Source organism: Methyloterricola oryzae (genome assembly GCF_000934725.1).
GTDB classification, from domain to species: Bacteria; Pseudomonadota; Gammaproteobacteria; order Methylococcales; family Methylococcaceae; genus Methyloterricola; species Methyloterricola oryzae.
In genome coordinates this window covers 231490-243222 of sequence record NZ_JYNS01000004.1, presented here as the reverse complement: position 1 = coordinate 243222, position 11733 = coordinate 231490, and the positions used below count along the sequence as shown (strand labels likewise).

General features: G+C 63.6%; 11 protein-coding genes. 8 read left to right on the top strand and 3 right to left on the bottom strand.

Annotated features, from left to right (window positions below; all coding sequences use genetic code 11):
- Positions 1-12 precede the first annotated feature (12 nt).
- The 3 genes from EK23_RS08435 to EK23_RS08425 form a co-directional block, all read right to left on the bottom strand.
- Positions 13-459: a putative periplasmic lipoprotein gene (locus tag EK23_RS08435; protein ID WP_045224889.1), complete on the bottom strand. Its 447-nt coding sequence runs from the start codon at positions 457-459 to the stop codon at positions 13-15.
- A 113-nt stretch (positions 460-572) separates the two neighbouring features.
- On the bottom strand, positions 573-1013 hold the full coding sequence (locus EK23_RS08430) for a DNA polymerase III subunit chi (protein WP_045224888.1): 441 nt from the start codon (positions 1011-1013) through the stop codon (positions 573-575).
- Positions 1010-2503, bottom strand: a complete 1494-nt coding sequence (locus EK23_RS08425; RefSeq protein WP_045224887.1) for a leucyl aminopeptidase — start codon at positions 2501-2503, stop codon at positions 1010-1012. Before EK23_RS08425 ends, EK23_RS08430 begins: the two co-directional genes overlap by 4 nt.
- Positions 2504-2625: 122 nt before the next feature.
- Here EK23_RS08425 and lptF point away from each other — a divergent pair, with 122 nt between their 5' ends.
- The 8 genes from lptF (at position 2626) to EK23_RS08385 (ending at position 11720) form a co-directional block, all read left to right on the top strand.
- Entirely contained in the window at positions 2626-3708 is a 1083-nt protein-coding gene (gene lptF, locus EK23_RS08420) for an LPS export ABC transporter permease LptF (protein ID WP_158002470.1), read from the top strand.
- Positions 3705-4769 carry an LPS export ABC transporter permease LptG gene (gene lptG / locus EK23_RS08415; protein ID WP_097990917.1) on the top strand — a complete coding sequence of 355 codons (1065 nt, stop codon included), beginning with the start codon at positions 3705-3707 and terminating at the stop codon, positions 4767-4769. Before lptF ends, lptG begins: the two co-directional genes overlap by 4 nt.
- A gap of 141 nt (positions 4770-4910) precedes the next feature.
- Positions 4911-6641, top strand: a complete 1731-nt coding sequence (locus EK23_RS08410; protein WP_045224884.1) for an acetolactate synthase 3 large subunit — start codon at positions 4911-4913, stop codon at positions 6639-6641.
- Positions 6642-6643: 2 nt separating this feature from the next.
- Positions 6644-7135: an acetolactate synthase small subunit gene (ilvN, locus tag EK23_RS08405; RefSeq protein ID WP_045224883.1), complete on the top strand. Its 492-nt coding sequence runs from the start codon at positions 6644-6646 to the stop codon at positions 7133-7135.
- A gap of 56 nt (positions 7136-7191) precedes the next feature.
- On the top strand, positions 7192-8208 hold the full coding sequence (gene ilvC / locus EK23_RS08400) for a ketol-acid reductoisomerase (protein ID WP_045224937.1): 1017 nt from the start codon (positions 7192-7194) through the stop codon (positions 8206-8208).
- Between the two features lie 54 nt (positions 8209-8262).
- Entirely contained in the window at positions 8263-9006 is a 744-nt protein-coding gene (pssA, locus tag EK23_RS08395) for a CDP-diacylglycerol--serine O-phosphatidyltransferase (protein WP_045224882.1), read from the top strand.
- 257 nt (positions 9007-9263) lie between these two features.
- Entirely contained in the window at positions 9264-10808 is a 1545-nt protein-coding gene (locus EK23_RS08390) for a 2-isopropylmalate synthase (protein WP_045224881.1), read from the top strand.
- Positions 10809-10814: 6 nt separating this feature from the next.
- Positions 10815-11720, top strand: coding sequence for a uracil-DNA glycosylase (locus EK23_RS08385; RefSeq protein WP_045224880.1), 906 nt, complete (start codon positions 10815-10817; stop codon positions 11718-11720).
- Positions 11721-11733: the final 13 nt, after the last annotated feature.

The window sequence follows — 11733 nt, the reverse complement described above, 5'->3', positions numbered from 1 at the left end:
ATCCAGCCTGTGTCAGGGTTTGTTGTTATTGTGGGCGGCCTTTTCCTGGGCTTCGCCCACGCGGGCCGCCTGCACGGACATCACGTAGCGCAGCACTTCCTGTGCGCCTTGGGACCGGTTCTTGCGCATGTAGCGCTGGCTGATGGAATCCGGCACGCCTTCCTTTTCGAAGGCATCTTTGATCCCGGACAGTTTGCTTTCACAGACTTTGAGGACGCCATCGGCAATGACCCGGCAATCCAAGGGATCGTTGACGTGGGTCAGGGTCTCCCGGTTGAGGCAGGACTGATAGTCCTTGACCGCGGCATTTGCCTTGGCGATGGTATCCGGGGACAGGGTCGAGGCATGCCACTGGCCATCGGTGGGGGCCTCCGTCTGTGCCTTGACCTCCGGCTTGGGATCGGTGGAGCAGGCGCTGAGGCCGAGCACGGCCATCAGGGCCAAAAGGTGCATCTTCATTGGGTCACTAGCTCCTGACTTTGCGCAGGACTTGCAAAGCTTCGGTTTGATGTTTTCGGACAGCAGGATTTCCGAGCCGGGCGGACTCGACGTTTGGTCGCTACGCTTTTTAGTTATACCGCATCAATATGATGCGTTTCCAGTTCCAGGCCTTGATCCCGATACAGCCGGAAGCGCAGCCGGCCTTGCTGGCGTAGGGTTTCGTCCTGGTCCACCACTTCCGCCAGTCGCGAGAAACGGTTCAGTTGGGGCAGGGACTGCGCGCCCAGATTGACGAGCAGATCGGAGAAGCCCTCGGGCGGGGCGCCATGGCCGATCGCCACGGGCGTGTCCGCCAGCTCCTCCGCGGTGCCTTCCGCCAAGGCATGCGGCACGAAGCTGCCCTGGCGGAAGGTCCACAACAGATCGTCCATGATCCGCGACTCGGAGGCCGAGCCGGTCTGCACGTAGACCTTGAGACCCAGGCGCCAGGCCTTTTCCGCCAGCTTGCAGGCGAACACCCGGCGCGCCTGGGGCTCGTGGGTGTTGAGGAGGTAGAAATCGACGCGGGTCATGCCGCCCGGTCGATCAGATACTGCGACAGCAAGGGCACGGGACGCCCGGTGGCGCCCTTGTCGGCCCCGGATTTCCAGGCCGTGCCGGCGATGTCCACATGGGCCCACTTGAAATCCTTAGCGAAGCGCGAGAGGAAACAGGCGGCGGTGATGGTGCCGCCGTCAGGGCCGCCGATGTTGGCGATATCGGCGAAATTGGACTTGAGCTGTTCCTGGTATTCGTCCCACAGGGGCAGTCTCCAGACCCGGTCCCAGGCCTTCTCGCCAGCGGAAGTCAGGGCAGCGCACAGGGCGTCGTCATTGGACAAAATCGCGCTGGGGTGCCGCCCCAGCGCAACGATGCAGGCGCCGGTGAGGGTGGCTACGTCGATCACCGCTACAGGGTCGTAGCGCTTGGCGTAGGTCAGGGTGTCGCAGAGGATCAGCCGGCCCTCGGCGTCGGTGTTGAGGATCTCGATGGTCAGGCCGGCCATGCTGGTGACGATGTCCCCCGGCTTGTTGGCATTGCCGTCCGGCAGGTTCTCCGAGGCCGGCACCAGGCCCACCACGTTAAGGGGCAGGCCCAGTTCGGCGACCACGCCCAGTGTGGCGATGACGCTGGCGCCGCCGCACATGTCGTATTTCATCTCGTCCATGTTGGCGGCGGGTTTGAGCGAGATGCCGCCGGCGTCGAAGGTCAGGCCCTTGCCCACCAGCACATAGGGTTTGGTCTTGGCCGGGGCTCCGTGGTATTCCAGCACGATCAGCTTGGCCGGCTGGCGGCTTCCGCGGGATACGGAGAGGAAGGAGCCCATGCCCAGTTCCTCCAGTTCGCTCTCGTCGAGGATCTTGGCCTTGAGCTTCTTGTGATGCTTGGCCAGCTTTTCCGCCTCTTCCGCCAGGTAGGTGGGGGTGCAGATATTGCCCGGCAGGTTGGCCAGGTCGCGTGCCAGGTTCATCCCGGAGGCGATGGCCTTGCCCTGGCTGATGCCCAGTTCGGTCTCGGCGCCTTGATCCGGAGATGCGGTCAGGAAGCAGACTTTGGCGAGCCGGGGCGGCTTGCCGTTATTGGGATCCTGCTTGAGCTGAGTGAAGCGGTAGAAGGCGCTTTCGAGAATCTCCACGATTTGTCGGGTTTTCCACGGCAGGCCATGGGAGCCGACTTCCGCTTCCGGCAGCGCCACATGGGCGCTCTTGGCGCCGCTCTCCTTGAGGGACTTGGCGGCGGCGGCCAGCGCCTTGCGGTAGTTGGCCGCGTCCAGTTCTTCCCGCTTCCCCAAGCCAACCAACAGGATGCGCTCGATCTTGCCTTCCGGCAGGTGGCTGATCAAAAGGGTCTGGCCGGGTTTGCCCTCCATGTCGTCGCGCTTGAGCAGGCGCGAAAGCAGCCCGCCCAGGGCTTCGTCCATGGCGGCCGTCGTGGGGCAGAGCTTGCGCTTGAGATACAGGCCCAGCACCAAGCAGTCGCTGCTCAGTTTTGCCGGGGAATCGCTTTTGATGGAGTACTCCATGATAAAATCCGTCACTTTATGAGATTGGGTCGGGCGTTTCTTGGGCACAGCTTATTATGAATTCCGCGCCATTTGAACCGTCATCCGCAGGGCGGTGGCGGCTTCTGCCGGTGCTCGACCGCATGGTGACGGCGGAGCTGGTCAGGACCATGCTGGCGGTGCTCGCCGTGTTAGTGACCATCATCGTCAGCCGCAAGTTCCTCAGCATCCTGGCCAAGGCCATCGAAGGGGAGGTCGCCGCCGAGACCTTGTTCACCCTGCTGAGCCTGAAGATGCTGACCGCCACGGTCATCCTGCTGCCGCCTTCCCTGTTCCTGGCGGTCCTGATGACCTTCGGCCGCATGTACCGCGACCATGAGATGACCATCCTGCAGTCCAGCGGGGTTGGCCTCGCGCGCCTCTACCGGGCCATTGCCTTTTACGTGCTGCCCCTGACCCTGCTGGCGGGCTACCTGGCGCTGGAGGTAATGCCCTGGGCCGAGCGTGAGGCCCAGCGTCTCATGCACAAGGACGAGCAGACCGCCGATGTGCGTGGCATCAAGCCCGGCCGTTTCAACGAGTTCAGCAAGGGCGATGTGGTGCTCTATGCGGAAGGCCTGTCCAAGGATGACCAGACCCTGAGCAATTTGTTCGTGCAAAGCCGGAGCGGAGAGCAGACCGCGGTGGTGGTGGCGGAGAACGGCTATGTGAAGGAGAACGAGCTGGGAGAGCACTTCGTGGTGCTGCGCTACGGGCGGCGCTATCAGGGCGTACCCGGACACAAGGACTATGTCATCAGCGAATTCGAGGACTATGCCGTCCGTATCGACGAGGGCGACAGTGAGGATGCCGCCCTCAAGCGCGAAGCCGCGCCCACCGAGGAGTTGTGGCATTCGCAGAGCCCCAAGGAATTGGCGGAACTGCAAAAGCGCCTGGCGGTACCCTGCGGCACGCTCCTTTTGGCGATCCTCGCCATCCCCCTCTCGCGGGTGGCCCCGCGCGGCGGCGTCTACGGCAATGTGATGACCGCGTTCTTGATCTACATGGTCTACGAGAACCTGCAGCGGGTGACCCAGGGCCTGCTCATGACCGGCAAGATTCCGGTGTGGCTCAGCTACTCGGCGGTGTACGCGCTGATGCTGACGGTGGTGCTGTTCTATCTGATCCGCGCCTACGGCCCCCGTTACCTCTGGCAGCAGTGGCGCGGCCGGGAGCCCGGGTTGTGAGGGTACTGAACCGATACATCATGAGCGAGGTGCTCAAGGGCGCCTTTGTCGCCTCGCTGGTGCTCATCAGCCTGCTGAATTTCTTCACTTTCACCGACGAACTGGGGGAGTTGGGGCAGGGCGACTATGGCTTCAAGCAGATCTTCGCCTATCTGGCCCTCTCCACGCCGCATGGCTTCTACGATCTGCTGCCTTCGGCGGCCTTGCTCGGCGCGCTTGTGACCCTGGGTGGCCTGGCCAACCACCGCGAGCTGATGGCCATGCAGGCGGCGGGCGCGTCCAAGTTCCAGATCGTCGCCGCCGTGGTGCGGGCCGGACTGGTGCTCGCGCTGATTTCGGCGGCGGTGGCGGAATATGTCTCGCCGCCCGCCGAGCGCGCGGCCCAGTTGCTCAAGACCACCGCCCTCAAGGAACAGGTGGCATCCCGCACCAAGTATGGTTTCTGGGTCCGCGACGGCAACGTCTACATCAACATCCGCCAGATCAAGGAGCAGGACCATCTGGGCGACATCAGCATCTACACCCTGGGCGAGAACCAGTTGCTGCAAAGCGCGACCCATGCCAAGCGAGCTCTCTACGATGGCGAGAAGTGGAAGCTGAAGAAGCTGCGCACCAGCCGATTCGCCGACGATGTGGTCACCTCGGAGGAGCGGGACGCCGCCGACTGGTCGTCCATCCTGGCGCCGGATCTGCTCAACGTGTTCGTGGTGCGTCCGGAAAACCTGTCGGGGGTAGAACTGGCGCGTTACATGGATTATCTGCAGGAGAACGGCCAGAAGTCGCTGATGGTGGACCTGGCCTTCTGGGAGCGTGTGGTCAACCCCTTCGTCACCCTGGTGATGCTGCTGGTGGCGGTGCCCTTCGTGCTGACCATCCGCCGGGAAACCAGTACCGGCCAGCGCATCGTCGTCGGCGTGACCTTCGGCCTGGGGTTCTATCTCTTCAACCGCATGTTCGGCCACCTGGGGCTGATCTATGAGCTTAACCCCATCATTGCCGCGTCGGCGCCCACCGCCCTGGTGTTCGTCGGAGCCGTTGCCGCCATCGCGCGCCTGCGCTGATTCCGCTTGCTTTGTGGGGTCTCAACAACTTGACTGACATAGCGTTTCTTAGTAGTGTGGGCGGCCATTTTCTTTCGAATCGGGTTAGTGACCGAAGGGCGTTCTCGGACGCCCCGATTCTTTTCTAGAGGGTAGAAATACGTGGAGCTCAGCGGCGGCGAAATCCTGGTTCAGTGCCTCAAGGACGAGGGTGTCGAGTACCTGTTCGGTTATCCGGGCGGCGCGGTACTGCACATTTATGACGCCATATTCAGGCAGGACGCCGTCAAGCACATCCTGGTCCGCCACGAGCAAGGCGCGACCCACGCCGCCGACGGCTATGCCCGCGCCACCGGCAAGCCCGGCGTGGTGCTGGTGACCTCAGGCCCCGGCGCCACCAATGCGGTCACCGGCATCGCCACCGCCTACATGGATTCCATCCCGCTGGTGGTCATCTCCGGCCAGGTGCCCCTGCCGGTGATCGGCAGCGACGCCTTCCAGGAGGCCGACATCGTCGGCATCACCCGTCCCTGCGTGAAGCACAACTTCCTGGTGAAGGACGTCACCAAGCTGGCGGAGACCATCAAGAAGGCCTTCTATATCGCCACCACCGGCCGCCCCGGTCCGGTTTTGGTCGACATACCGAAGAACCTCACCGATCCCAACATCAAGGTGCCTTACGAGTACCCGCGTTCGGTCAGCCTGCGTTCCTACAACCCTTCGGTGAAGGGTCACCGCTGGCAGATGAAGAAGGCCATCGACCTGCTGCTGAGCGCCCAGCGGCCGATGATTTACACCGGCGGCGGCGCCGTCCTGGGCAACGCCGCGGCGCAGCTCACCGAGATCACCCGCTGGCTCGGCTTCCCCATTACCAACACCCTGATGGGCCTGGGAGCCTATCCCGGCACCGACCCACAGTTCATCGGCATGCTGGGAATGCACGGCACCTACGAAGCCAACATGGCCATGCACGAGTGCGATGTGCTGTTCGCCGTAGGCGCGCGCTTCGATGACCGCGTGACCGGCAAGATCGCCGAGTTTTGCCCCACCGCCAAGATCGTCCACATCGACGTGGACCCGGCCTCCATCTCCAAGACCGTGCGCGTGGACGTGCCCATCGTGGGCGACGTGGCGTCCGTGCTGGAAGACATGCTGGAGATGCTCAAAGCTGGCGATCGCCGTCCCGACGACGCGGCACTGAGCCAGTGGTGGGACCGCATCGCGCGCTGGCGAGGCATCAACTGCCTGGCCTATGACCGCGGCGACAAAGTCATCAAGCCGCAATACGTGGTGGAGCAGCTCTGGGAATTGACCAAGGGCGACGCCTACATCACCTCCGACGTGGGCCAGCACCAGATGTGGGCCGCGCAGTATTACAAGTTCGACAAGCCCAGGCGCTGGATCAATTCCGGGGGCCTCGGCACCATGGGTTTCGGCATGCCGGCGGCCATCGGCGTCAAGCTGGCCTTCCCGGAGGCGGATGTGGCCTGCATCACCGGCGAGGCCAGCATCCAGATGTGCATCCAGGAACTGGCCACGGCCCTGCAGTACCGCACGCCCATCAAGATCGTCAACCTGAACAACGGCTACATGGGCATGGTGCGGCAGTGGCAGGAGTTCAGTTACGAGAGCCGCTACTCCCACTCCTACCTGGAGACCCTGCCGGATTTCGTCAAGCTGGCCGAAAGTTACGGGCATGTGGGCATGCGCATCGAAAAGCCGCAGGACGTGCGCCCCGCCCTGGAGGAAGCCTTCCGCCTGAAGGACCGCACGGTATTCCTGGATTTCCTGACCGACCCTACGGAGAACGTCTACCCCATGATCGAGGCGGGCAAAGCGCACCATGACATGCGCCTCGCGCCGGGCGTCAGCACGGACACGGAGCTGGCCTGAGCATGCGACACATCATCTCCATTCTGATCGAAAACGAAGCCGGCGCCCTGTCCCGCGTGGCGGGGCTGTTCTCGGCGCGCGGCTACAACATCGAGTCGCTCACCGTGGCGCCCACCGAGGACCCGACCCTGTCGCGCATGACCCTGGTGACCGTCGGCAGCGACGAGGTGATCGAGCAGATCACCAAGCAGCTCAACAAGCTCATCGACGTGGTCAAGCTCATCGATATCTCCGAGTCCTCGCACATCGAGCGCGAGCTGATGATGGTGAAGACGCGGGCGGTGAACGGCATGCGCGAGGAGATCAAGCGCCTGGCGGAGATTTTCCGCGCCAATATCATCGACGTGACGTCCTCCACCTATGTCATCGAAGTGACCGGTGAGAAGTCCAAACTGGATGCATTTCTTCAGGCCGTCGGCGAGGAATCCATCCTGGAGGTGGTGCGTTCCGGCACGACGGGCATCGTCCGCGGCGAAAAAGGCCTGGCTATCTGAACGGCTGCCAAGCCTCCCCATTGCAGATTGTAAATATCAAAGACAAGAGGAAGATCATGCAGGTTTATTACGACAAAGACGCCGACCTTTCCATCATCCAGGGCAAGAAGGTCGCCATCATCGGCTACGGCTCCCAGGGGCACGCCCACGCCCTGAACCTGAAGGAGTCCGGCGTCCAGGTCATCGTGGCGCTGCGCGCCGGCTCGGCTTCCGCCATCAAGGCCCAGAACGCGGGTCTGACGGTGCTGCCCATCGATGAGGCCGCCCGGCAGGCCGACGTGCTGATGGTGCTGGCGCCCGATGAGCACCAGGCGCGTTTGTACAGCGAAGTGATCGAGCCCAACATCAAGCAGGGCGCGGCCCTGGCTTTCGCCCACGGCTTCAACATCCATTTCGAGCAGATCGTGCCCCGCGCCGATCTGGACGTGATCATGATCGCGCCCAAGGGCCCGGGCCACCTGGTGCGTTCCACCTACAGCCAGGGCGGCGGCGTGCCTTCGCTGATCGCCGTGTACCAGAATGCCTCCGGCATGGCCAAGCAGATCGCCCTGTCCTACGCCTCGGCCAACGGCGGCGGCCGCGCCGGCGTCATCGAGACGTCCTTCAAGGAAGAGACCGAGACCGATCTGTTCGGCGAGCAGGCGGTGCTTTGCGGCGGGGCCACGGCCCTGGTGCAGGCGGGCTTCGAGACCCTGGTAGAGGCCGGTTATGCGCCGGAGATGGCCTATTTCGAGTGTTTGCATGAGCTGAAGCTGATCGTCGACCTCATGTACGAGGGCGGCATCGCCAACATGCGCTACTCCATTTCCAACACCGCCGAGTACGGTGACCTGACCCGCGGGCCGCGCGTGGTCACCGAGCAGACCAAACAGGAGATGAAGAAGATCCTGCGCGAGATCCAGACCGGCGAATTCGCCCGCGAATTCATCCTGGAGAACCAGGCCGGCGCGGCGACCCTGAAGGCCAAGCGCCGCCTGGGCCGCGAGCACCAGATCGAGGAAGTCGGCGCCAAGCTGCGCGACATGATGCCCTGGATCAAGGCCAACAAGATCGTGGACAAAACCAAGAACTAGGAGGACCTCGCCCCCGGCCGTGCGGGGCGCCGCCCGGCCGGGGGCGGCATCACCATGAGCGAACCGACTCCAGTCAGCAAGCGGCGGCGGGGCATTTACCTGCTGCCGAACCTGTTCACCACGGCGGCGCTGTTCGCCGGGTTTTATGCCATCACGGCGGCCATCAACGGACGCTACGAACTGGCTGCGGTAGCCATTTTCGTGGCCATGATCCTGGATGGCATGGACGGGCGCGTCGCGCGCCTGACCAACACCCAGAGCGAGTTCGGCGGCGAGTACGACAGCATGGCCGACCTCATCTCCTTCGGCGCCGCGCCGGCCCTGGTGTTCTACGTGTGGTCGCTCTCGGGCATGGGCAAGCTGGGTTGGGTGGCGGCCTTTGTCCACACCGCGGGAGCGGCGTTGCGACTGGCCCGCTTCAACACCCAGATCGGCACCGCCGACAAGCGCTATTTCCAGGGATTGCCCAGTCCATCGGCCGCCGCCATTCTGGCGGGCTTCGTGTGGTTTTGCGTGGATCACGGCATCGAAGGGCCGGACGTGGCTTATGTCGCCATCGGCCTGGCTACCGCCACCGGCCTGCTCATGGTGAGCAACTTCCGTTACTACAGCTTCAAGGACGTGGACCTGCGCGGGCGCATGCCCTTCGTCAAGGCCATCCTCATCATGCTGGCCTTCGCCCTGATCTTCACCAATCCGCCCTTGATGCTGTTCCTGTTGTTCTCGGTGTACGCGGTATCGGGTCCGGTGATGACGCTGCTGATGCTGCGCAAGCGGCGCAGCGAGCGCAAAGCCTGAGCACGCTTGGCAAGCAGCGCCTTGGGTTGTATAGTGAAGCTCGGTTTTGAGATTGCTCCCCTGATGCACATCGATCGAAACACAGCGAGCCTTTCCTTCCTTTCGCTTTCGGGCGAGGCGCTTGCTCGCGCGCTGTTCCTGCGACTGCTGCTGCCCCGCGCGGGCAGATAATCAGTCATCATCCAAGCAAACAGGTTTCCTTCGATTTTTCGCACAGTGCCGCGATAGGGCGCTGTGATCACCATTGGAGCTGATCCATGAGCGACAAACTCATCATCTTTGACACCACCCTCCGCGACGGGGAGCAAAGCCCCGGGGCATCCATGACCCGCGAGGAGAAGGTGCGCATCGCCAAGGCCTTGGAGCGCCTCAAGGTCGATGTGATCGAGGCGGGATTTCCCGCCGCCAGCATCGGCGACTTCGAGTCCGTGCAAGCCGTGGCCCGGGCCGTGAAAGGCTCGACCGTCTGCGGCCTGGCGCGCGCCCTGGACAAGGACATCGACCGCGCCGGGGAGGCCCTCAAGGACGCCGCCAGCGCGCGCATCCACACCTTCATCGCCACCTCGCCCATCCACATGCAGCGCAAGCTCAACATGCAGCCGGACCAGGTGGTGGAACTGGCTGTCCGCGCCGTGCAGCGGGCGCGCCAGTACACCGACAACGTGGAATTCTCGCCGGAGGACGCGGGACGCTCGGAGGAAGATTTCCTCTGCCGCATCCTGGAGGCGGTCATCGACGCCGGGGCCACGACGCTGAACATTCCCGACACCGTGGGCTATGCTATGCCGGAGCAGTTCGGCCGCCTCATCGCCCGGCTGCGCGAGCGCATCCCCAATTCGGACAAGGCCATCTTCTCGGTGCACTGCCACAACGACCTGGGCATGGCCGTGGCCAATTCCCTGTCGGCGGTGCTCAACGGCGCCCGCCAGGTGGAATGCACCATCAATGGCCTGGGCGAGCGTGCCGGCAACGCGGCTCTGGAAGAAGTGGTGATGAGCGTGAAGACCCGCAAGGATTTCTTCCCCTGCCACACCGAGATAGACACCCGCGAGATCGTCGCCTGTTCCAAACTGGTGTCCGGCATTACAGGCTTTCCTGTGCAGCCCAACAAGGCCATCGTCGGCGCCAACGCCTTCGCCCATGAGTCCGGCATCCATCAGGACGGAGTCCTCAAAAGCCGCGAGACTTACGAAATCATGCAGGCCGAGGAAGTGGGCTGGACCGCCAACCGCATGGTGCTGGGCAAGCACTCGGGCCGCAATGCATTCCGCACCAGGATGCAGGAACTGGGGGTCGAGTTCGCCAGCGAGGAGGAACTGAACGACGTGTTCTACCGCTTCAAGCAACTGGCGGACAAGAAGCACGATATCTTCGACGAGGACCTGCAGGCGCTCATTTCCGAGGCCGCTGGAGAAGCCGAGGACGAGCGCGTCAAGCTGGTGGCCTTGAAGGTCTGCTCCGAAACCGGTGAAGTGCCCAACGCCTCCGTGACCATCAAGCTGGATAACGAGGAACTGACCGGTTCTTCCAGCGGCGGCGGCGCGGTGGATGCCAGCCTCAAGGCTATCGAGTCCCTGGTGCATACCGACGCGGCCTTGACCCTCTATTCGGTAAACAACATCACCAGCGGCACGGACGCCCAGGGCGAGGTGACGGTGCGTCTGGAGAAGGGCGGGCGCATCGTCAATGGCCAGGGCGCGGACACGGACATCGTCATCGCCTCGGCCAAGGCCTACATCAACGCGGTGAACAAGCTGTTCGAATCGAAGCAGAGGACGCACCCGCAGGTCGGGGACGTCTAGGGCGCCATGGCGTCGGCGGAGCACAAGCGGCTGGCCTATCTGGATGCCATGGGCATTCAGGTATGGAAGGCACGCCGGGCTCCGCCCCATGTGATTGGCTCGGCGGACGAGCACCCGCCCACCCCGGAGGAATCGGTGGTCGAGTTGCCGCTGGAGGCGGAGGGTACCGGGACCGCCACGGAGACTGCCATCGTGGAGCCGGAAATCCCGGCTCAGGCGCCAGGCGTTTTGGAGTTCGCCGCTTCCGCCGACTGGCCAGCGGATGACGACATTCCCTGGCCCCTGGAGGAGGACGGCTGGGTGCCGGCGCCCGATGAGCCGGAGCCTGACCAAGTTCAGGATACCCTGTCGCCCGAACCCCTGGACTGGGAGTCCCTGGAACGGCGCGTCGCCGCCTGCACCGCCTGCGCGCTCCATCAGTCGCGCACCCAGACGGTGTTCGGCGTCGGCAACCGGGAGGCGCAATGGATGATCATCGGCGAAGCACCGGGCGAACAGGAGGACCTGCGCGGCGAGCCCTTCGTCGGGCCCGCAGGGATGCTGCTCAACGAGATGCTCCGGGCCATCGGACTGAGCCGGGAGCAGGTGTACATCGCCAATATCCTGAAATGCCGCCCGCCCCGCAATCGCGATCCCCAGGCCGATGAGGCCTCCGCCTGCGAGGGCTATCTCAAGCAGCAAGTGGCTCTGATCAAGCCTCGCATCATTCTGGCCGTGGGCCGCATCGCCGCGCAAAACCTGCTCAAGACCAACCTGACCATCGGCAAGCTGCGTGGGCAGGTGCATCGCTACGAACAAATCCCCCTGGTGGTGACGTATCATCCCGCCTATCTTTTACGAACGCCCACGGAGAAGCGCCGCGCCTGGGACGATTTGCGCCTGGCGCTCGGCACCCTTCGCCAAAACCCGTAACCGCAGACGATAG

Bases quoted from the DNA above. Each gene is read 5' to 3' on its own strand.
- EK23_RS08435 (WP_045224889.1), bottom strand. From the start codon at position 459: ATGAAGATGCACCTTTTGGCCCTGATGGCCGTGCTCGGCCTCAGCGCC.
- EK23_RS08430 (WP_045224888.1), bottom strand. From the start codon at position 1,013: ATGACCCGCGTCGATTTCTACCTCCTCAACACCCACGAGCCCCAGGCG.
- EK23_RS08425 (WP_045224887.1), bottom strand. From the start codon at position 2,503: ATGGAGTACTCCATCAAAAGCGATTCCCCGGCAAAACTGAGCAGCGAC.
- lptF (WP_158002470.1), top strand. From the start codon at position 2,626: ATGGTGACGGCGGAGCTGGTCAGGACCATGCTGGCGGTGCTCGCCGTG.
- ilvN (WP_045224883.1), top strand. From the start codon at position 6,644: ATGCGACACATCATCTCCATTCTGATCGAAAACGAAGCCGGCGCCCTG.
- ilvC (WP_045224937.1), top strand. From the start codon at position 7,192: ATGCAGGTTTATTACGACAAAGACGCCGACCTTTCCATCATCCAGGGC.
- pssA (WP_045224882.1), top strand. From the start codon at position 8,263: ATGAGCGAACCGACTCCAGTCAGCAAGCGGCGGCGGGGCATTTACCTG.
- EK23_RS08390 (WP_045224881.1), top strand. From the start codon at position 9,264: ATGAGCGACAAACTCATCATCTTTGACACCACCCTCCGCGACGGGGAG.
- EK23_RS08385 (WP_045224880.1), top strand. From the start codon at position 10,815: ATGGCGTCGGCGGAGCACAAGCGGCTGGCCTATCTGGATGCCATGGGC.